The sequence below is a fragment of the Paraburkholderia nodosa genome (assembly GCF_001718195.1).
GTDB lineage: Bacteria > Pseudomonadota > Gammaproteobacteria > Burkholderiales > Burkholderiaceae > Paraburkholderia > Paraburkholderia nodosa_A.
Map to the genome: position 1 here is coordinate 63,930 of NZ_MCNV01000011.1, position 19,017 is coordinate 82,946.

Annotated in this window: 14 protein-coding genes; 3 read left to right on the forward strand and 11 right to left on the reverse strand. The window is 65.5% G+C overall.

The annotated features are described in order from the left end of the window. Positions 1 to 8: 8 nt before the first annotated feature. Positions 9 to 2,180 carry a hypothetical protein gene (locus tag BFD71_RS19975; RefSeq protein ID WP_069266177.1) on the reverse strand — a complete coding sequence of 724 codons (2,172 nt, stop codon included), beginning with the start codon at positions 2,178 to 2,180 and terminating at the stop codon, positions 9 to 11. 409 nt (positions 2,181 to 2,589) lie between these two features. On the opposite strand from BFD71_RS19975, the gene BFD71_RS19980 reads away from it, so the two are divergent. From BFD71_RS19980 to BFD71_RS19990, 3 genes are read left to right on the forward strand one after another with little or no spacing between them, the layout of a single operon-like run. Next, the gene (locus BFD71_RS19980; RefSeq protein ID WP_069266040.1) at positions 2,590 to 3,684 is read left to right on the forward strand and encodes an acyltransferase family protein; all 1,095 of its coding nucleotides are present in this window, start codon (positions 2,590 to 2,592) and stop codon (positions 3,682 to 3,684) included. 37 nt (positions 3,685 to 3,721) lie between these two features. Next, complete coding sequence (gmd, locus tag BFD71_RS19985) at positions 3,722 to 4,765, forward strand: GDP-mannose 4,6-dehydratase (protein WP_069266041.1); 1,044 nt, start codon at positions 3,722 to 3,724, stop codon at positions 4,763 to 4,765. Further along, positions 4,752 to 5,708, forward strand: coding sequence for a GDP-mannose 4,6-dehydratase (locus BFD71_RS19990; RefSeq protein WP_069266042.1), 957 nt, complete (start codon positions 4,752 to 4,754; stop codon positions 5,706 to 5,708). The genes gmd and BFD71_RS19990 overlap by 14 nt, the downstream gene beginning before the upstream one ends. A gap of 79 nt (positions 5,709 to 5,787) precedes the next feature. Here the strand turns inward: BFD71_RS19990 and BFD71_RS19995 are convergent, their stop codons facing one another. From BFD71_RS19995 to BFD71_RS20040, 10 genes are all read right to left on the reverse strand, one after another. Next, complete coding sequence (locus BFD71_RS19995) at positions 5,788 to 6,945, reverse strand: glycosyltransferase family 4 protein (RefSeq protein ID WP_069266043.1); 1,158 nt, start codon at positions 6,943 to 6,945, stop codon at positions 5,788 to 5,790. A gap of 28 nt (positions 6,946 to 6,973) precedes the next feature. Beyond that, a complete protein-coding gene (locus tag BFD71_RS20000; protein ID WP_083245355.1) occupies positions 6,974 to 8,197 on the reverse strand; it encodes a glycosyltransferase family 4 protein in 1,224 nt (407 codons plus the stop codon). Beyond that, entirely contained in the window at positions 8,194 to 9,675 is a 1,482-nt protein-coding gene (locus BFD71_RS20005) for a glucose-6-phosphate isomerase (RefSeq protein ID WP_069266044.1), read from the reverse strand. Before BFD71_RS20005 ends, BFD71_RS20000 begins: the two co-directional genes overlap by 4 nt. A gap of 2 nt (positions 9,676 to 9,677) precedes the next feature. Then, the gene (locus BFD71_RS20010; protein ID WP_069266045.1) at positions 9,678 to 10,823 is read right to left on the reverse strand and encodes a glycosyltransferase; all 1,146 of its coding nucleotides are present in this window, start codon (positions 10,821 to 10,823) and stop codon (positions 9,678 to 9,680) included. A gap of 34 nt (positions 10,824 to 10,857) precedes the next feature. Continuing rightward, positions 10,858 to 11,784 (reverse strand): glycosyltransferase family 2 protein, encoded by a 927-nt coding sequence (locus BFD71_RS20015; RefSeq protein WP_069266046.1) that lies wholly within the window; start codon positions 11,782 to 11,784, stop codon positions 10,858 to 10,860. 40 nt (positions 11,785 to 11,824) lie between these two features. After that, on the reverse strand, positions 11,825 to 14,071 hold the full coding sequence (locus tag BFD71_RS20020; RefSeq protein WP_069266047.1) for a polysaccharide biosynthesis tyrosine autokinase: 2,247 nt from the start codon (positions 14,069 to 14,071) through the stop codon (positions 11,825 to 11,827). Between the two features lie 60 nt (positions 14,072 to 14,131). Then, a complete protein-coding gene (locus BFD71_RS20025; RefSeq protein ID WP_069266048.1) occupies positions 14,132 to 15,307 on the reverse strand; it encodes a polysaccharide biosynthesis/export family protein in 1,176 nt (391 codons plus the stop codon). Continuing rightward, on the reverse strand, positions 15,304 to 15,753 hold the full coding sequence (locus BFD71_RS20030) for an arsenate reductase/protein-tyrosine-phosphatase family protein (RefSeq protein WP_069266049.1): 450 nt from the start codon (positions 15,751 to 15,753) through the stop codon (positions 15,304 to 15,306). The genes BFD71_RS20025 and BFD71_RS20030 overlap by 4 nt, the downstream gene beginning before the upstream one ends. 53 nt (positions 15,754 to 15,806) lie before the next feature. Then, complete coding sequence (locus tag BFD71_RS20035; protein ID WP_069266050.1) at positions 15,807 to 17,222, reverse strand: UDP-glucose dehydrogenase family protein; 1,416 nt, start codon at positions 17,220 to 17,222, stop codon at positions 15,807 to 15,809. A 77-nt stretch (positions 17,223 to 17,299) separates the two neighbouring features. Beyond that, entirely contained in the window at positions 17,300 to 18,679 is a 1,380-nt protein-coding gene (locus BFD71_RS20040) for an undecaprenyl-phosphate glucose phosphotransferase (protein WP_069266051.1), read from the reverse strand. Positions 18,680 to 19,017: the final 338 nt, after the last annotated feature.

Genomic DNA, 19,017 nt, shown 5'->3' on the forward strand with positions numbered 1-19,017 from the left:
GTAGCGGGTCAGGCCGGTTTCCAGCGGTACATGAGCACCTTGCCGCGCGCGTCTTCCTCGACGAACACGAGGTATTCGCCGTTCGCTTCGCGATGCGCGGTGATGCCGAACGGCACGTCGACCCAGCCCGAGGTGTTGCCCACTTCGGCGCCCGGGCCGAAGGTGCCGATCTCCTTCGCACTGTCCTTGTCGTACACGTGAACGTTGCCCGCGGGCTCGACCACGAACACGTACTGGCCTTCCACCGTGAGCCCCGCGGGCGTGACGGGCGGTTTCGCTTTCGGGTCCCACGGCAGGCGCAGCATGTAGTGCTGCTCGGGGTGGCCGCTCGACCACTTGTCGTAGCGCACCAGCACGCGCCCCGCTTCCTTCCAGAAGCCCGGATCGTGCGGCGCATCGGCCGTATAGCCCGTCACGTAGAGCGTGTCGGTCTGCGGCTCGTAGATCGCGCGATGCACTTCGGTGAACGGCGCGGGGACCGCGTATTTGTCGAGCTTGTCGTACGAGTAGATCGGATTGCCCTTCGCGTCGAGCCCGCCATAGCGGAAGCGCCAGATGCCCTTGTCGTCGCGCGCGCGCCAGATGTCGCCGCGCGTGTCGATCCACCAGCCCCACCCGCCTGCCAGATGGTCGCGGCCCGGATTGCGCGTGAATTCGTCGGCGTCGAAGGCACCGTTGCCGTTCGCATCGCGCCAGATCCAGTCGCCGCCGGGCGGCGGCGCGTTCGGCACGTTCTGCACCCCGCGGCCGCGGCCCGCAATGAAGCCCGAGGGAATCGCGGTCTCGCCGTCGCGCTGCGCGTCGAAGCGGTAGATCTTCAGGTGGTCCGCGTACATGTCGGTGAGGAACAGGAACGTGTGCCCGCTCAACACGCGCGCGGTAGGCAGACCCGGCCACTGGTCCGTGTGGAAAACGGGATCGTCGGGATAGCGGAATCGATTGGACAGGAATCCGACATATTTCCAGTCCTGCCCCGGCGGCTTCGACAAGTCGAGTTCGAAGCGCTTGTTGCCCGTGTAGACGCTGTTGGGGCGCTGCGGGTCCACCCACGCGCCGTCCACGAACAGCAGGCCTTCCAGGTTCCACAGGCGCTTGCCGGCAGGCGTATAGGCCTCCAGCGTTGCGCCAAGACCCGCGCCGATGTTGTCTTCGTGCTGCGGCCCGACGCCGTTGGTCGAGACATAGATGTTCCCGCGCGCGTCGGTGCCGACGCCCGTGAGGCCGTTGAAACGGCCCGGCCCCGGCCGGCCCGCGACGCCCGAGAAAATGCCGCCGCTCTCGCCGAGCGTGGCGCTCTGCGTCCACCTCTTGCCGTTGCGCGTGAAAATGAGGATCTGCTGGCGCGGACCGTTATCGGCGATCAGCAGCCGTTGCTGCGGATCGAACGCGAGATCCACCGGCACCGAATCGTCGGGTAGCGCGAGCGTGTCGTCGAGGCGCTTGCCATCCGCCGAGTAGTGCTCGACGCGCGGATGCGCGGCGCCCTTACCCGCTTCGGCGCCCGTGAGCACCCACACCGACCCGTCGGCTGCAAGCGCGATGCGGCCCGGCGCCTGCACGTCCCATTGTCCCTTGCGCTGCATCGAATTCGCGTCGTACACCTCGATGCGGTTCATCGGCGTGTTGCTCACATAGAGCGTCGAATCCGTCGCGGCGAGTCCGCCAATGTCGGCATGCGTGCCCATGGGCACGTCGTTGATCTTCAGGAAAGACGCGGAAAGCTGCGCATGCGGATTGAGCGGATCGGGCGAAGCCTGAAATGCGGCGGCGCGCTTGGGCTCGTCGAGCGGCCGGCGCGTGATGCCGTACCACTGGCTGCCCTTCGCAGGCCAGATGCCGCTGCCGACCAGATGACCCTTCTCGTTGCCCACGCCGACCGCTGCATACAGATAGCGATGATTCACGGCCACGGCGTTGCCGCCGGCTCCCCCCCAGCCATGCGTGCCGCCGGCGAAGCCGAGCGGCTTGCCGTCCTGGTACGCGCTGATCTCGGCGCCGCTCTCGTCCCACGGCGCATTGGTGAACACCTTGCCTTCGGGCGTGACGGCGATGGCCGTGACGTTGATTTGCATCCAGGTGCCCTGGCCGTTGCCAAAGCTATTGCCGATCCACGAGGTCGTCACATTGAGTTGCGGCGCGGCGATGGTCTGAACCGACGACGTGCAGATAAACGTGCACATCGCGGCCAGTGCCAACGTCCTGCGCAAGCGGCGATCGGGATTCGATAACGGCAAGGCAATTCCTCCGGTCAAGTGACGGCAATCTGCCAGGATCATGCCGTACAAATCCGCTGAAAAATCGCCTCCAAAAAAGGGAAAATAATTCAAAAAAATTCAGTATTTATGACCCATTTCTGAGTCATCCGGAAATAAACTCCCGAACACCGGATATCACGCCAAAAAGCCATGCGGCGCGGTGTTCGGCACGCCCGCCACACTTTCCATTCGGCAATGCGTATTTCATATCGCGCAAATTCCGGCATTTAAATTCAAAAATCCAGAATCAATATATTTCGGCTTTTTGAACATTTAATTCTTTCTAGAATGAATCGCGAAGCAATCGCGCATGCATGACCCCACCGGAGAACCGATGACCGTAAGCCGCCCAGTCAGTCAACAAGGCCTCGCCGACCATTCCCACCGCATCGTCCAGCTGGACGGTCTGCGTGCCTTCGCCGTGCTCGCCGTGTTCGCGCAGCACGCGTTGCGCGCGCCGCTGTGGATGGGCGTCGACCTGTTCTTCGTGCTGAGCGGCTTTCTCATCACCGGCATCCTGCTCGAACGCAAGGCGCGGGGGCAATCGTATTTCAGCTACTTCTATGCGCGCCGGGTGCGCCGTATCCTGCCGCCCTACGTGCTGCTGCTCATCGTTTCGTCGCTGCTGTTCGGCTTCGGCTGGGCACACTACTGGCCGTGGTATGCGTTCTTCGCGACCAATATCGGCGACGCACTCGGCCAGAGCGGGCACGACAGCCTCAACATTCTCTGGTCGCTCGCCGTCGAAGAGCAGTTCTACATCGTGTGGCCCTTCGTCGTGCTGCTTCTGCCGCAACGGCTCATGGCCGTCGTGGCCGCCGCGCTCATTTTTGTCGTACCCGTGCTGCGCGCCGTCGCGACCCCGTGGTTCGACTCGTACTGGCCCATTTACTACCTCACGCCGTTCCGCATGGATTTGCTGGCCGCCGGCGCGCTGCTCGCCGTGCTCGTGCGCCGCGACCGCAATGCGCTCGAGCCCTTCAAATGGCCCGCCGCCGTGCTCTTTTTCGCGGCGCTCGGCGTGCTGGCCTGGCTGCACCTGCACTACCCGCGCTTTCGAGGCATGAACACGCCGCTCTCCAACGCCATGCTCTATAGCGTTTCGCTCGTGCTCTGCACCTCCATCGTCGTGTTCGCGCTGCAGTCGAAAGGCATCGTGCGGCGCCTGCTGTCCAACCCGGTGCTCGTGTATATCGGCACGATCAGCTACACGATCTACCTCATTCACCTCACGATTCTCTATGCCGTGTGGCCGCTCCATTACGGCCGCATCCAGAGCGCCGCGATTGCGCTCGTCCTCACGCTCGCTTATGCGAGCGCGAGCTGGTTTCTCTTCGAGCGCCGCCTCACGCGCGGTCCGCGCCGCCGCCCAGCGGTTGAGCCGGTCGACCTCACCGCGCGCGTGAGCCAGTCGAGCCCGCAGTCGTAATTCCTGAATCCCGTTCGATACTTCAAAGGCACATCACATGAACGAACGTCGCAAAGCGATCATCACCGGTGTTTCCGGCCAGGACGGCGCCTACCTCACGCGTCTTCTGCTCGACAAGGGCTACAACGTCACGGGCACCTATCGCCGCACCAGTTCCGTCAACTTCTGGCGCATGAACGAGCTGGGGATCCTCGACCATCCGTCGCTCGACCTCGTCGAACACGACCTCACGGACGCGGGCTCGACCCTGCGCCTCGTCGAACGCGCCCAGGCGCAGGAGGTCTACAACCTCGCCGCCCAGAGCTTCGTGGGCGTGTCGTTCGACCAGCCCGCCACGACCGCCGAAGTCACCGGCATCGGCGTGCTGAACATGCTCGAAGCGATTCGCGTCGTAAATCCGAAGGCGCGTTTCTACCAGGCTTCGACCTCCGAAATGTTCGGCAAGGTCCAGGCCATTCCGCAATGCGAGGACACGCCGTTCTATCCGCGCAGCCCCTATGGCGTGGCCAAGCTGTTCGCGCACTGGTCCACGGTCAACTACCGCGAGTCCTACGACATCTTCGCGACGAGCGGCATTCTCTTCAACCACGAGTCGCCGCTGCGCGGGCGCGAGTTCGTCACGCGCAAGATCACCGACAGCGTCGCCAAGATCAAGCTCGGCAAGCTGAACATGCTCGAACTCGGCAACCTCGACGCCAAGCGCGACTGGGGCTACGCCTCCGAATACGTCGAGGGCATGTGGCGCATGCTGCAGGCCGACGAGCCCGACACCTACGTGCTCGCCACGGGCCGCACCGAAACCGTGCGCGACTTCGTGAAGATGGCCTTCGCCGCCGCCGGTTTCCAGCTCGAATGGTCGGGCAAGGGCGAGCGCGAAACCGGCATCTGCGTCGCCACGGGCCGCACGCTCGTGCGCGTGAGCCCGCGCTACTACCGCCCCGCCGAAGTCGATCTGCTCATCGGTGACGCGACCAAGGCGCAGGAGAAACTCGGCTGGAAACCGCAGACTTCGCTTGAGCAGCTCTGCCAGATGATGGTCACGGCCGACCTTGCGCGTAACGAACGCCATGACACATTCTGAGCCCGCTAGCCGTCCGCGCGCGCTCATCACGGGCATTGGCGGCTTTACGGGCCGCTATATGGCCGCCCGCCTCGCGGCGGACGGCTACCGCGTGTGGGGCACCGTGCGGACGGGCGAATCGCTGGACGCGGAAGCCTTCCCGTTCGGCGCCACCGCAATCGAGGCCGACTTGCTCGACCGCGCCGCGATCGCCCATGCGCTCGAAACCGTACAGCCCGACGTGGTCGTGCATCTCGCCGCAGTGGCCCACGTGGCCGACAGCGACGTGGCACGCACCTACGTCGTGAACATCGTCGGCACCCGCAATCTGCTCGAGGCACTCGCGCAGCAGAAGCACGTGCCGCGCGCCGTCTTGCTGGCCAGCAGCGCGAACGTCTACGGCAACGCCACGAACGGCGTGATCGACGAACAGGTCGATCCCCAACCCGCCAACGACTACGCGGTCAGCAAGCTCGCGATGGAATACGTCGCGAGGCGCTTTCAGGCGCAGTTGCCGATCATCATCGCGCGCCCGTTCAACTACACGGGCGTAGGCCAGTCGCCGGACTTCCTGATCCCGAAGATCGTCGAGCACTACGCACGCGGCGAAAAAGAGATCTCGCTCGGCAACCTCCACGTGGCCCGGGACTTCTCCGATGTGCGCGACGTGGTGAACGCCTATGCGCGGCTCGTCGAAGTCGCGCCGCGCGGCACCACCGTCAACGTCTGCTCGGGCAGCGGTCAGACGCTCGGTGCGCTGCTCGACATGCTCGCGCGCATCGCCGGCTACGAGATCGAGGTGCATGTCGATCCGCGGTTCGTGCGCGCCAACGAGGTGCGTCAGCTGATCGGGTCGAATGCGAAGCTGCGTTCCATCGTTGGCGACAGCTCGCGCAAACACCTCGAAGAAACCTTGCGCTGGATGTACGAAGAGGCCCGCGAACGCGTGCTCGAAACGCAATAGCGCTGCTTGCCTGCTCTCGTTCTACAAATCAACCGCCGCTCTCCCGAGCGGCGGTTTTCTTTGGGTCGATCGACCCGCTTCAGTGAGCGGCAATCGCTTCCGCGTACACACCGGCCACGCGCTTCGCGATCACGGCGTTGTCGAAGTGCTCGCGCGCGTACGCCTTGCATGCCTCTTCATCCGGCAGCTTGATGCGGCCCGAAAGCGCGCCGTCGATGCCATCGGCGATCGCGTTCGCGCCCGTGCTCGGCAGCACGAGATCTTGCGACAGACCCGCCACCGCCTCCGGCAGACCGCCCACGGGTGTCACCAGAACCGGCGTACCCGCGGAAAGCGACTCCACCGTGATCAGGCCGAAGCCCTCCAGCGCCACTGTCGGCACCACGCTCAGCGTGGCCGCGCGATAGAGCGAGGGCAGGTGCGCGTCGGGCACGAAACCGAGCAGCTTCACGTTGTCAGCCAACCCTGCTTCGTCGATACGCTGCTGAAGTTCGGACTCCAGACGGCCTCGCCCCGCGATCAGCAGGAGCACGTCCGGGTGGCGTTGCTTCACCATCTTGATCGCGTCGATCAGGTCTTCGAGGCCCATGCGGCGCACGAGGCGGCGCACGGCGAGGATGATCGGGCGGCCTTGCGGCAACTGGAGCTTCAGGCGCGCTTCCGCCGTCGTGCAGGCCGGGTCGAAATGCGCCGTATCCACGCAGCCCGGCACGATGCGCACGCGCTCGGGCGAAATAGCGTAGCGGCGCGTGAGAATGTCGCCAAACGCCTTCGACAGCACGATGAGCCGCGAGGAGCGCTCATACACCGACTGCTCCAGCGAGTGCTTGATGCGCTGGCTCAGCGTGGCCGCACCTTCCACGAAACTTTCGTCGGCCCACGGGCCCTGGAAGTGCGAAACCTGCGGAATGCCGCGCGTGACGTCGAGCCCGGGGAAGGTGTACAGCGCGAAGTGCGAGGAAATCACGTCGGGGCGGTGGCGGCGAATCTCGCTGCGCAGCGCACGGCGCGCGTCCATGAGGCGAAACGGCAGCGAGCGCGAAGCGGAGCCGAAGCCGTGAATCGCGCCGCCGCTGTCCTGGGCCACCTTGGGCGAGCCGGCCACGACGCCGCGCACGCGCACGCCCGCGCCGGGCAGCGCGCCGACGAGCGAGTAGTACATGCGGTCGAGGCCGCCTGCGCGCTCGGGAAACCAGTGCATGCCGATCTGCAGCGATTGAATGGATTGTGTGGTCATCGCGTGTCCTCATTCTGCACGTATGCGGTTATCGGGGGGTCTCTGCGCGCTGGAGCGTTTGACCGCCCGGCAGCGTCGCAGCAGCGAACGCGGGTTCTTCGCGGCGTACGGCCTCGCTCGCGTCGCCGGCCAGTTGCCGGTAGAGCGCGATGTACTGCGCGGCCATGCGCGCCCAGCCGAACTGCGTGGCCAGTTCCGCCGCCGCCTCGCCCATCGCGAGCCGGCGCGGCGTGTCGGTGGCGAGCGTCTTCACGGCGTTGGCGAGCGCGGGCACGTCGTCGGGGTCTTCGAGCACGATGCCGCAATCGGGCGTGATGATTTCGGCGCCGCCTGCCGTACGCGCGGTGACGACGGGCAAGCCCGCCGCCATCGCTTCGAGCAGCGAGAGGCTCATTGCTTCGTAGCGCGAAGGAAATACGTAGGTATCGACGGAGCGCATGAGCGTGGGCATTTCGCGCACGAGGCCGAGAAAATGCACCCGCGACTCGATGCCCAGCTCGCGTGCGAGGTCGGGATACGGGCTGCCCGGCAGGTAGCCCGCCACGGCCAGATGCACGTTGTCGGGCATCTGCTTCATGGCGTGCAGCACCGTGCCGAGGTTCTTGCGCGGCGTGCGCAGATCGCCCACGAAGAGCAGCAGGAACGCGTCGGCGGGCAGCGAGAACTTCGCGCGGTCCGCGCTCGCGGCCGAGAAGCCACGCGTATCGACGCCGTTGTAGATCACGTCGAGCCGCTCCACGGGGTTGCCGCCCGACGCGCGAATTTCGTCGGCGACCTTGCGCGAAACGGCCGCGATCACGCGCGAGCGCCGATACGCCCAGCGCTCCAGCACCGCATTGGCGCGCGTGTAGACGAACTGGTAAGCGGACCACACGCCGCGCGTGAGACCGAACGGGTAGTACTTGCTGCGCGCCCAGCCGCCGTGCACGAAGTGTGCGGTGTTGACGTCGGCGTGCGCCCAGGTGATGAAGCCGTTCACATGGAGCACATCGTATGCGCGCCGGTTGCGGCGCAGCCACAGCGCGCTCTTCACCGCGAATACCTGCTGGCGCAGCAGGTTGGTGGGCCACGCGCGCGAAGGTTGCACATTCACCCATTTCACCTTGGGGTGGGCAAGCAGCTCCGGCGCGACATGCGAGGCGACCAGCGTCACCTCGAACCCCTCGTCGAGCGCGGCGCGCGCGATTTCATGATTGACGCGGCCCTGGCCGTCATTGTGGCGCACGACATGCGTGACGATTGCGACTCTCAATCGGAGACCTCCGTGGTAGGGGCCCGGCGTTGCAGCTTCGCCCAATGCCCCGCGCTGAGAATGGAAAACACGCTCGAAAAGAGCAGCAGGCCGCCGGTACCCACGAGCGAGTTGGTGAATACGAGCATGGCGAAGATCGATATCGCGAGGCTCAGGCACGCGCACACGTAGCGGTCCTCTGGAAAACGCATCGACACGCGCACCGCGCGCACGAGCAGCCACAGCACGCCCGACATGTAGAGCAGCGTGCCGGGCCAGCCCAGCACGAACGGAATGTTCATCACGCCGCTGTCGAAGCTGCCGTATTGGCCGAGCTGGCCGTTGTTGCTCGAGAGCTTGGTCGATGCGCCGGTGGCGCCGAGACCCTCGCCCGTCACGTCGGTGAAAGCCTTCTTCGCGAAGTCGGCATAAAACTGGTTACGCGCCTCGTAGCTCTGGTCGTCCTTCAGGTTCACGAGCGTATTCAGACGCTGCTGCATGCGGTCCGCCACGGGACCGAACGTGAGCAGCGGCACGCACACGCCCGCCAGCACGATCGCGCTGACGATGATGCGAATGCGCACCTTGTTGCTCGACTTCATCAGCTGGATCACCATGGCGATTGCCCAGCCGCCCCACGTGGAGCGCACGAGCGAGAGCGCGAACGAGAAAAAGCCGAACGCCGCCGCGACCCAGCGCACCCGATGCTTCGCGGCCATCACGAACACCATCGCGCCCATCATCGCGAACGCGAACGGGCCCGACGAGTTCATCGTGCTGAACACACGCACGCCGAGCGGCACGGGGTCGCCCTGCGAGTTCATGTCCGAGCCGATCATCCACATCGCATCCCACGGCGGCATGATGAAGAACTGCACGAGACCATACGCGCCCATCACGAGCATGCCGTAGATGAAGGTGTTGATGATGGTCTTGCTGCACTCGGGATACTGGCGCGTGAGCACCATGATGTGAAAGCCGATCAGGAACGGATAGATCCAGTTGGCAAGGTCATAGACCGCCGCGGCCGGGCCGCTGCCCACCACGCCCACCACGAACCCATAGCCGATGCCGAGCAGCGCGAGCAGGAGCGGCAGACCGCGCCGCTGCCCGAGGATCGGGTAGTAGCGCAGCAGCGAAATACCGCTGATCATCGTGACGGCGAGCGGCGCGACCTGAATGAGGCTGGTGGGCGTGAAGCCGCCCTTGCCGTAGTCGGCGAGGCGCCGCACTTCGGGGCTCAGGAACCACAGCCACCACATGAAGCCGATATAGCGCACCGGGTTCACGAAGTAGAGCCAGAATCCCACCGCGATCGACAGCACGGGAAACGCCAGCGTCAGCACGGTGCCCTGGTGCGCGCCGATCAGCAGCACCGTGAATACCCACAAGGCGAGCGGCGGCAGCGTATCGCGGCCGAGCAGGCTGCGCAGGCCGCCGCGGCGGCGGCCCGGCTGGCTCGCCGGCGCGGGTGCGGGGATAGCGGTCGTGACGTCCATGATCACATCCCGCGCGCGGCGACGCCCCGGCCTTGGGGTTCGCTCGCGATCGACTCGCCGTTGCGCGCATCGCGCTCGTGCAGCATCTCGCGCGTGAGCTGCGCGTGCTGCCGCGCGAAGTGCTCAGTCGTGAGATCGCGCGTGCGCAGCTGCTCGCAGGCCTCGCGCGCCTGGGCGAGCGCCCGCGCCGGGTCGGCCACGAGGGCATTCGCCGCGTCGCGCAGTTGCTCGGCGTTGAACGGCTCGACGTACGAGGCGGCCTTGTCGTCGAAGTAATCTTCGAGCGCACCGACCTTCGTCGCGATCATCGGCTTGCCGAGCGCCGCGGCTTCCAGCATCACCGTGATGCCCGAAGCATGCGTGTTGGGACGCAGCGGCACGACGATGATGTCCGCCCAGTCATACAGCGCGTGCTGTTGCTTGATGCCGGAAACGCGCACGATCTCGACGTTGTCCGCGCGCGCCGATGCCGGCATGCGCCGGCGCGTGGCGATGCGCACCTGGTAGCGCGAATCGCTGCCGAGCGCGCTGACGAGCGTGGTCCAGTCGCGATCGCGGTCGTTGCCGATCGCGGCCACGCGCACGGGCGTATGCGGCGTCCACTGCGCAGGCGGACGCAGCGGAAAATCGCTGGTATTGAGCCCATAGAGCACGTGACGCGCCTCGCGCCCGAAATACTCGCCGCACAGCGCGGCGTTCTCGCTCGCGAGCGTGGTGAGCAGATCGGCACGCTTGAGCAGCCGCTTGTAGATCGCACGGCGCAGCGCGCCGTAGCCGGGCCAACGGTCGAGCAGCCACACGCTTTGTGCGAGCAGCAGCGGGCGCGCGCCGCCCTTCTTCGCGTTCATCAGCAGCACCAGCGCCACAGCCAGATGCTCCTGCTCGGTGTGCGTCCAGATGACGTCGGACTGCAGAATGGCGCGGCGATTGCGCCAGGCGTGAATGAAGTCGAAACCGGCCGCGGCCTTCAGCGCACGCCGCATGAAGCGCATGGGCGTGCTTTCGCTCGCGTCCTGCGCGTAATTGAGGGCGAATTCCGCAGATTCCGCGTGGTGGTAGCCATACAGGCTGCCGATGTTCTCGCCTTTGCGATAGCGGCGCGGATCGGCGCCATAGAAAAGGTGGACGTGGACTTGCGTACTGCTCATTCGGGGTCCTCCCTGTAGTCGTTGGCCGCGCCAGTCAAACGAGCGCGCGGCGCGCCTCTCGTGCGCCGCCGCGCACCGCGCGCCAGCGTGCGAACGCCGCGCCCGCGGAATCGCCGCGCACGGCGCTCAGGCCGGTATGCACGAGGCCCGGATACACCCGCGTGCCGACGAGCGCGTACCACCACCAGGCGGTTTCGCGGCGCAGCGGCGTGAGATGGCCGAGCAGGATCAGATGCAGGTTGTAGGCGGCGTTGCGGATCGAGGCGAGCGTCTGCGCGTTGCGGGGGTCTTCGCCCGGGCGCGGCGCGGGGTAATGGTCGACGGCCACCAGCGGGTCGTAGACGAGCTTCCAGCCCGCGCGCTTCACGCTCAGGCTGAATGCCATGTCGTTGTGCGTTTGCGCGCCGGTGCCGCGCAGGCGCCGGTCGAAGCGCAGGTCGCCGATCGCCGCGCGTCGATAGCTCATGTTCGCACCCTTGAGCAGATCGACTTCGCGCGCACCGCCCGCGCCCAGATGATGGTTGCCGATGATGCGGCCCGAGCGCTGCAGCTTGCCCACCAGCGTGCGCTCGCCGTCGATCACGCGGCCGCCTTCATGCACCCAGTCGCGGCCGCCCAGCGCCCCGAGCTTCGGGTCGGCCTCGAAGGCCGCCGCAATGCGCGCGACCCAGTCGGCGCGCGGCGCGGCGTCGTCGTCGGTAATCGCGATCACGTCGCCCGTCGCGGCCTCGATGCCGCGATTGAGCGCCGCCACCTGCCCCGGCTCCTCGACGATGGCCACTTCCACGTTGAGCACGCGGGGAGTGACGTGTTCGGCGAGGCACGCGTGCGTCGCCTCGTCGTCGGCACGCGCCACCACCACGATCTCGTCGGGCGCGCGCTGCTGGCGCAGCAGCGCCGAAAGACAGCGCGACAGATCGTCAGGACGCCGATAGGTCGGCACGAGCACGGTCACTTTCATCGCGAGTTCTCCTTTGCTGTGCTTGATGGGGCCACCTGCGTCATGCGCTGAGATACTCGCGCACGTTCGCGTAGCCATAGCCGTAGTTGCCGCGCGTACGCGCCGGCACGCCGTTGAACACGCCGCCCTGCACGCGCACGCCGGCATTGCGCAGACGCTTGAGCGCGTCGGCGATTTCGCCTTCGGTGTGCATGCCCGAGCGCAGCACGAGGAACGTCGAGCCCGCATGGCCGCCGATGATGGCGGCATCGGTCACGGCGAGCACCGGCGGCGTGTCGATGAGCAGCACGTCGTAGCGGTTCGACAGGCCTTCGAGGTACTGGCCTAGACGCGGCGACATCAGCAGCTCGGAAGGATTGGGCGGACGGCGGCCGCACGACATGAAGTGCAGGTTGTCCACTTCGGTCGCGCGAATCGCCTCGTCCAGCGAAATCTGCCCCGAGAGCAGCTCGGAGAAGCCGTTTTCCTGGGGGCCGCCCAGATGGCGTTCGAGCGCGCCGCGGCGCATGTCGCCGTCGATCATCAGCACGCGCTTGCCCGAATGGGCGAGCAGCACGGCGAGGTTCGCGGTGAGGAAGCTCTTGCCCACGCCCGGCACCGAACCCGTCAGCATGACGACGCGATTGCGCGCGTCCATCACGCTGAACTGCAGCGAGGTGCGCAGGCTACGCAGGCTTTCGACCGTGAGGTCCTTCGGGCGCGAGTTCGCGAGCACTTCACGCAGACGCGTGCCGCCGCGCACCGGGGCCCGCTTTTCGAGCGCCAGCTGCTCCGGCGAAAGCGGCACGAGACCGTACACCGGCAGCTGGAACGAGCGCTCGATCTGGTCCGGATCGACGATGCCCTTGAACATGTTGCGGCGCATGAGCACAAAGCCCGTGCCGAGAATGATGCCGAGCAGCGACGCCGCCGAGATGATCAGCAGCTTCTTGGGCTTCGACGGGTTGCCTGGGCGCAGGGCCGGATCGACGATATGCACGTTGCCGCCCGTGCCCACGCGCTGCACCGAAAGCTCCTGGATGCGGTTGAGCAGCAGCACGTAGATGTCCTCGGCCACCTTCGCGTCACGCTGCAGCTGCACGGCCTTCACTTCGGTTGCCGGCAGGTCGCGGAACTTCGTGTCGTACTTCGCGCGCTCGCCCTGCAACTGCGCGAGCTGCTGGCGCGCCGCGATCAGCACCGGGTGCTGGTCACCGAAGCGCTGCTGGAGCGAGGCGATCTGCAGTTGCAGCGCCGAAATCTGCTGCTCGTACTGCACGCTGCCGTCGAGATAGATCTTCGCTTCGTCGCTCGCGTTGATCGAGCCCGACTTGCTTTGATAAGCCGTGAGCGCCGCTTCGGCGTTCTCGAGGTCCGACTTCAGGCGCGGCTGTTCGCTGCGCAGGAAGTCGAGCATCTTGCTCGCGTCGGCCTGCTTGGTCGCTACGTGCTCGCGCAGATACGACTGCGCCACCGCGTTGGCGATTGCTGCCGCGTGCTCGGGGTCGTTGTCTTCGAGCGAGATGTCGATCACGCCCGTTTGCTTGCCCTGCTCCTGAACCTGGATCGCGTTCTGGAAACCGCTGATCGCGTCGAGGTCGTTCAGGCGCACGACCTTGAAGCGGGTGCCAGGACGCGCAACGAGCTTGTTGACGAGCAGCTTGACGCCGCCGCCCTGCTCGACCTGGCCGACGGCGCCTTCGAGCAGGCGCGCGCCGTCCGGGGTCGAAACCACGTAGCGGTCGTTGTCGAGCGCGGTGAGCGTGAGCTTCTTGCCTTCGAGCTCGGGCGTAACCTCGATCGAGTCGATGTTGATGACTTCGCCGCCCCACGCGAAATTGCTGAGCCAGTTGCTCAACCCGAACCACGGACGCGCCGGCGTGCCCGGTGTCGCGAGACGCGCGGACAGGCTGCCGATCAGCGGCAGCATGACCGGCGTGACGGTGGTGTTCAGCTTGAACTGCTTCACCACCGGCTCGACGACGCTGCGGCTCTTGATCATCTGGATCTCGGCGTCGGTGGGCAGACTGCCCGTCGACGATCCGGAGCTGATGTTCGCGCCGGTTTGCGTTTGCGTGAGGGCCTGCGACGTGTAGTCGGAAGGCTCCACGCGAACCTGGGTGTCGGCCGTATAGACCGGCTTGGCGATGAAGCAGTAGAACACGGCCATGGCGATCACCGCCGCCGCGATCGCGATGAGCCAGCCGATGTCGTCGATGATGACGCGCAGCAACTGGCCGAGGACGACGTCCTCTTCCTCGGTGCGGGCCGCCGGGGCCGCCTGGCTATTGGCTTGTATGGTCACGATTCAATCCCGTTGTTTAGGTGTTGCTCCTGGGTCCTCTTTCGAAGCTTTTCGATCACGTGCTTACTTCGCGATCTGCTTCAGATAGAAGACGGTCTGGATGGTCGGCAGCACCTGCTGCAACACACGGTTGAAGGTCGTCGAAGCGGCCGTGCCCACGTACACCACATCCAGCGGCTTGAGCTGGAACTGCGACGAAAGCATGATCGCGTCGGGCTTGGTCATGTCGAGACGATAGATCTCTGGCTGCGTTGGGTTGTCCTTCATGCCGCGCATCACGAAGATCTGGCGCGGGTTCGCGTCGGTATCGAGAATGCCGCCCGCCTGGGTGAGCGCGTCGGCGATCGTGAGGTCGCCGCGAATCAGGTTCGTCTGCAGCGGCGTCTTCACTTCGCCCATCACGAAAATTCTGCTATCCGAACGATCCGGAATATTGATGACGTCGCCGTCCTGCAGCAGCACGTTCTGAGTCGAATCGCCGCCGTCGAGCATGCGGTTCGCATCGAGGATGTACAGCTTGCCGTTGCGCGTGAGGCGCACGCGGTTGATGTCGGCGTTGTCGGTCGTGCCACCCGAGCGCGTGATGGCGTCCACCAGCGTGAGCGGCACGTCGCTCATCGAGAGCGGGCCCGGCGTCTTCACGTCGCCCGTGATCTGCACCTTCTGGCTGCGGTACGCGAGCACGCGCACGTCCACCTGCGGGTTCTTCACATAGGGGCCGAGGCCGGACGCGAGCTGGTCGCGGATCTGGCCGGGCGTCTTGCCCGCGGCCATGATGCGGCCCACGAACGGGAAGAAGATCGTGCCGTCCTTGGCCACGGTCTGTCCGTACGGGTCGGCCTGGCCCGGCAGCGCGTTTGTATACGGCTGCGTGAGCGCCTGACCCACCGTCTGCGTCGTGTTGCCGCCCGTGGAGAACGTCGAGCCCTGCGGCGTCGACAGCTCGGGGTGATCGAACACGGTCACGCCAAGAATGTCCTGCGGCGCGATGTGATACGTGTAGTCGGCAGCGCTCGAGAACTTCGAGGGCGGCAGCGGCGCCCTCGGCTGGGCTGCGGCCGCTTGCGCCTGCTGCAGCACGACTTGCTGCGTGATGAGCGTCACGTTGAATTGCTGCTGCGGCTGGTTGTTCGGCTGTTCCTTCAGGCTCGACGTGTCGAGATAATTGCCGGGCGCCGTCGCGCACGCGGAAACGAAGACGCTCAACGCGACCACCGCCGTCAGTTTCAGTTTTGTCATTGGCATATTCGGCTCAACCATCCCTTAACCATACGATCCATCAATTCAAGACTCTGGCGATACGCGGACTCATGGAGTCCATGCGGATCGCTGACATCAGAGTTTTCCCAATTACCGAGCGCGTACACCTTGCCGCGCGCGGTGGGTTCAATGCGCTCGACCGCGGCGACCTGGCGGCGCTCGGTGACGAGCACGAGGTCTGCGGAGCGCACGAGGCGGCTGGTGAGGCGGCGCGACTGGTGCCCGCCGACCTTCACGCCGCGCTCGGCAAGGAGCCACTGCATCACGGGGTCCATGTCGTCGCCATCGCGCGCACGCAGGCCCGCCGATTGAAACGAATCCGGCCGTGAGCCTGTCTGTTCGCTCAGACGCTCGCGAAAGAGCTGTTCCGCCGCCGGCGAGCGGCAGACGTTGGCGTGGCAGACGATGAGCACGTTCTTGATCATGATCGCGTGACTCCCTTCCTTTACATGGCGCTAAGCACGAAGCCCGGCACCGCTCAGGCCACTGCCTGCGTTGCGGCGGTTTCGGCGCGCGCGCGGCTTGCCTGCGTCGCGCTCGCACGGCCCACGGCGTGGTACTCGATGCCGAGTTCCTGCAGCGCGGACGGCTCGTAGAGATTGCGGCCGTCGAACACGATCGGCATCTTCAGCTGCGACTTCAGCGTTTCGAAATCGGGCGCCTTGAACACCTTCCATTCGGTGGCGACCACCACGGCATCCGCTTCGCTCGCGGCTTCCATCGCGTCGTTCACGAACGACAGCCGCGCCTGATGTTCTGGCGCGTGCGCGAGATCGAGCGCGAGTACACGCTGCGCCTCGGCGGTCGCAACCGGGTCGTAAGCCTTGACCGTGGCGCCGCGCGCGAGCAGTTCGGCGATGAGCGTGCGGCTCGGCGCCTCGCGCATGTCGTCGGTGTTCGGCTTGAACGCGAGCCCCCAGACGCCGAACGTGCGGCCGGTGAGGTCGGAGCCGAAGCGCGTAACGATCTTCTGGGCGAGCACCTGCTTCTGCGCTTCATTGACGGACTCCACGGCACGCAGGATCTGCAGCGGCTCGCCGAAATCCTCGGCAGTGCGCATGAGCGCCTTCACATCTTTCGGGAAGCACGAGCCGCCATAACCGCAGCCCGCATAGAGAAAGTCGTAGCCGATGCGCGGGTCCGAGCCCACGCCGCGGCGTACGGCCTCGATATCGGCGCCGACGCGGTCGGCGAGATTCGCGAGTTCGTTCATGAACGAAATGCGCGTGGCGAGCATGGCGTTGGCCGCGTACTTGGTGAATTCGGCCGAATGCACGTCCATGTACAGCGTGCGCTCGTGATTGCGGTTGAACGGCGCATACAGGCGCTTCATGACCTCTTTCGCGCGCTCGCCCGGCACGTCGTCGTTGCAGCCGAGCACGATGCGGTCGGGCCGCGCGAAGTCCTCGACTGCCGCGCCTTCCTTGAGGAACTCCGGGTTCGAGACCACCGAGAACATGTGGCTCTCGCCGCGCTTGCGCAGTTCGGAGGCGATCGCGTCGTGCACGAGCGCAGCCGTGCCCACCGGCACCGTGGACTTGTCCACTACCACCTTGAAACCGGTCATGTGGCGACCGATGTTGCGCGCGGCCGCCAGCACGTATTGCAGGTCGGCGGAGCCGTCTTCGTCGGGCGGCGTGCCGACGGCGATGAACTGCACGTCGCCGTGCGCGACCGCCGCTTCCACGTCGGTCGAGAACTTCAGCCGGCGCGCGCGCACATTGCGCTCGATGATTTCCTTCAGGCCCGGCTCGTGGATCGGCACGATGCCCTGATTGAGCAGGTCGATCTTGCGTTCGTCGACGTCGAGGCAAAACACGTCGTTGCCAATGTCGGCAAGACAGGCGCCCGTCACGAGACCCACATAACCGCTGCCAATGATCGTCAGATTCATGCCCACCTCAAAAGTGATTGATTCTTCATGTCACGCGAAACGTTGCGCACATTTGCATCGCGCGCACTCGCTTCGCCTCAATATGCGTTCTGGCCTGCGAAGCCCTTCCACATGGTCATCGCCACGATGCGCAGGTCGAGCGCGAAGCTCCAGTGCTGCATGTAGTGCAGATCGAAGCGCACGCGGTCGCGCATCTTTTCCACGCGATCGGTTTCGCCGCGAAAGCCGTTGACCTGCGCCCAGCCCGTGATGCCCGGCTTGATGCGGTAGCGCGCCATGTAGCCGCGCACGAGGTCCTTGTAGATGTCGTCGTGGGCCAGCGCGTGCGGGCGCGGCCCCACCACCGACATCTCGCCCTTGAGCACGTTGATGAACTGCGGCAGCTCGTCGAGGCTCGTGCGGCGCAGGAACGCACCCACGCGCGTCACACGCGGATCGTTGCGGCGCGCCTGGGTGATCTGCCCCGCGACTTCCGCATGGACCTTCATCGAGCGGAACTTGTAGATTTCGAACTCGTTGCCATCCAGCCCCTTGCGGCGCTGCTTGAAGAACACCGGGCCCTTCGACGTGAGCTTCACGGCAAGCGCAATCACGGCCAGCAGCGGCGCGAGCGCGACCAGCACGCCGCCCGCGAACACGATGTCGAACACGCGCTTGGGCAGCACGCGCAGATCCGTGACCGGCGAGGCCGCGAGATTGATGGCCGGCACGCCGAGCAGATCGACCACGGGCTGGCTGAAGAACGACAGGCTGCGCACGTCCGGAATGAAGCGAATGTTCACGAAGTCGTTGCGCAAGGCCGTGACGATGCGATGGATCGTGCGCTCCTTGGTGATCGGCAAGGCGAGCCACAGCTCGCGCACTTCGTTCTTGCGCACGAACTCGAGCATCGCCTGCAGGTTGCGCTCCACGGGCACGCCGTCGATTGCGGCGGCGCCATCGGCGTCGCTGTCCTCGTCGAACACGAGCGCCGGGTGAAAGCCCGCTTCCGGGTGAAAGCGCATGTGTTCGATCAGGAAGCGGCCGTAGCGCGGACCGCCCACCACCGCCACGGCCTTCTGGTTGTAGCCCTCGCGGCGAATGCCACGCAGCACCATGTGCACGAGCGCCTTCGAGAGGATCAGGAGCGCCACCGAGGCGACGACCCAGTACGCGAGCCACAGGCGCGAGAGCGAATCGGCGCGGTGCAGGCTGAAGCTCAGCAGGATGCCCGTGCCCTCCACGGCGAGCCAGGCGGCGCACACGCGGGCAAAGAGGGCGTAGAGCGACTTGCCGCGCCACGACTTGTAGATGCCGAATGCCGGGAACATCCAGATCGCGAGCACGCAGTTGAACGCGAGCGCCACGCTCTCCGCGTCGGTGAGCGGCACGAGCTGGCCACGGTGCAAGGCGGCCGCGAGCAGCGCTCCAGCGGCGATGGCGGCAACGTCGAAAATTCTGGCTAGAACGCTGAGCATGTCCGGCACCTCGGGTTTAAAAAATGAATCGCGGCCACGCACTGCAAATCATGGCCGGTCGCTTCAAAAGTTTCTGGGACTGCGTCGCCACAAAAAAACGTCTGGCGTCGCGAATTCTGATCCGAATAAACCCTAATAAGGCGCGATAAAAATTCTGGCCGCAAGCCTTAAAAGTATCTCCAATTGTTTCGGCCCTTGCGGGCCATTTTTTCGCGGCTTTTGTCGGCAAAGATTACCGGAACACACGCCTGCATTGGTTCACAACCCGGTCATTCCGGCAGATTTTTCCTGCCATGACGCCTGAATTTGGGTTCCAACAAGAAATTGCGGCGACCTGC

Bases quoted from the DNA above. Each gene is read 5' to 3' on its own strand.
- BFD71_RS19975 (WP_069266177.1), bottom strand. From the start codon at position 2,180: ATGTGCACGTTTATCTGCACGTCGTCGGTTCAGACCATCGCCGCGCCG.
- BFD71_RS19980 (WP_069266040.1), top strand. From the start codon at position 2,590: ATGACCGTAAGCCGCCCAGTCAGTCAACAAGGCCTCGCCGACCATTCC.
- gmd (WP_069266041.1), top strand. From the start codon at position 3,722: ATGAACGAACGTCGCAAAGCGATCATCACCGGTGTTTCCGGCCAGGAC.
- BFD71_RS19990 (WP_069266042.1), top strand. From the start codon at position 4,752: ATGACACATTCTGAGCCCGCTAGCCGTCCGCGCGCGCTCATCACGGGC.
- BFD71_RS19995 (WP_069266043.1), bottom strand. From the start codon at position 6,945: ATGACCACACAATCCATTCAATCGCTGCAGATCGGCATGCACTGGTTT.
- BFD71_RS20005 (WP_069266044.1), bottom strand. From the start codon at position 9,675: ATGGACGTCACGACCGCTATCCCCGCACCCGCGCCGGCGAGCCAGCCG.
- BFD71_RS20010 (WP_069266045.1), bottom strand. From the start codon at position 10,823: ATGAGCAGTACGCAAGTCCACGTCCACCTTTTCTATGGCGCCGATCCG.
- BFD71_RS20015 (WP_069266046.1), bottom strand. From the start codon at position 11,784: ATGAAAGTGACCGTGCTCGTGCCGACCTATCGGCGTCCTGACGATCTG.
- BFD71_RS20025 (WP_069266048.1), bottom strand. From the start codon at position 15,307: ATGACAAAACTGAAACTGACGGCGGTGGTCGCGTTGAGCGTCTTCGTT.
- BFD71_RS20030 (WP_069266049.1), bottom strand. From the start codon at position 15,753: ATGATCAAGAACGTGCTCATCGTCTGCCACGCCAACGTCTGCCGCTCG.
- BFD71_RS20035 (WP_069266050.1), bottom strand. From the start codon at position 17,222: ATGAATCTGACGATCATTGGCAGCGGTTATGTGGGTCTCGTGACGGGC.
- BFD71_RS20040 (WP_069266051.1), bottom strand. From the start codon at position 18,679: ATGCTCAGCGTTCTAGCCAGAATTTTCGACGTTGCCGCCATCGCCGCT.